The sequence below is a fragment of the Mesorhizobium sp. M7D.F.Ca.US.004.03.1.1 genome, from assembly GCF_003998635.1.
In the GTDB taxonomy this organism is placed as follows: Bacteria; Pseudomonadota; Alphaproteobacteria; order Rhizobiales; family Rhizobiaceae; genus Mesorhizobium; species Mesorhizobium loti.
Window position 1 is genome coordinate 1 of record NZ_RZQG01001421.1, and the last position, 1,005, is coordinate 1,005.

1 protein-coding gene is annotated in these 1,005 nt (G+C 59.3%); it reads right to left on the minus strand.

Going from position 1 to position 1,005, the window contains the following annotated elements; genetic code table 11:
• Window positions 1-143 precede the first annotated feature (143 nt).
• Complete coding sequence (locus EN935_RS37600) at window positions 144-884, minus strand: SDR family NAD(P)-dependent oxidoreductase (RefSeq protein ID WP_127374319.1); 741 nt, start codon at window positions 882-884, stop codon at window positions 144-146.
• Between the last annotated feature and the right edge of the window lie 121 nt (window positions 885-1,005).

Sequence of the window (1,005 nt, forward strand, 5' to 3'; positions counted from 1 at the left end):
GCGATGCACCTGCTGTGCTGCCGCGATGGCGGCCGCTCAGGCGGCTACGGCGATGCCGATCGGCCTACGTGTTTGCTGCTTCTGGCCATCGAAAATTCAGCCGCACAGCCCGTCAAACGGCATCTCTTTTTTTGATTTGCGTTTCATCCTCTATATCTGCCCCCACTGACGTTCAATATGCTCCCGCTCACCCAATCGCCACCTGGGCCAAGCAGGTAGAGGCAAGCGCGAGCTACAGGTTCTGGTCCACCTTCACCGAGCGGATACATGGCCCTGTACGCGACCCTTTCGGTCGAAGTCATTGCTGTGCCTGTTCCGGTAGGCCCGGGTGCAATTGCGTTCACCAGCACACCACTACCTTCGACTTGTGCGGAAAGAGCTATGGTCAGCCCATTGATGCCGGCTTTTGCAGTGTTGTAAGCTACCGAGGCACCGCCCGTTGGAATGCGTCCCGCGACGGAACTGATCAGGATGATGCGCCCGGAGCCCCGCGAAATCATGTGAGGCAAGACGGCGCGCGTGCTCCACCACACCGCGTTGAGATCAACATCTATGATGTCACGCCAGTGTTCTGCGCTTTCTTCCCAGGCACGACCGGAAGGAGCATCCTTTCCAGCGCAATGGATTAGCGCGTCAATCCGCCCCATCGTTGCAATCGCGGCCTCAGCAGTCGCTTCGACGGCGGGCTGGTTGGTGACATCGCAGACCAGAGTTTCGATTCGTCCGCCCAACGATTCCGCTGCCGCCGCTAGCAATGCCAAACGGGCACGGTCGCGGTCCACGGCCACGACAGACACTTCCGCTCCCAGCAAGGCATGGGCAATACTGCGGCCGATACCTCCAGCCGCACCCGTCAGCAGCACCACATTGCCGATCCCATTCATTTCAACGAAGCCATGTGATTACCAACATGCGAGGCCAGCCAGCCCTTTGAACTTGGTGCACGGGATCGCTTGACGAAGCATCCAGAGCCCGGTTGCCCGTAGCACATCCCTTGATCAACAA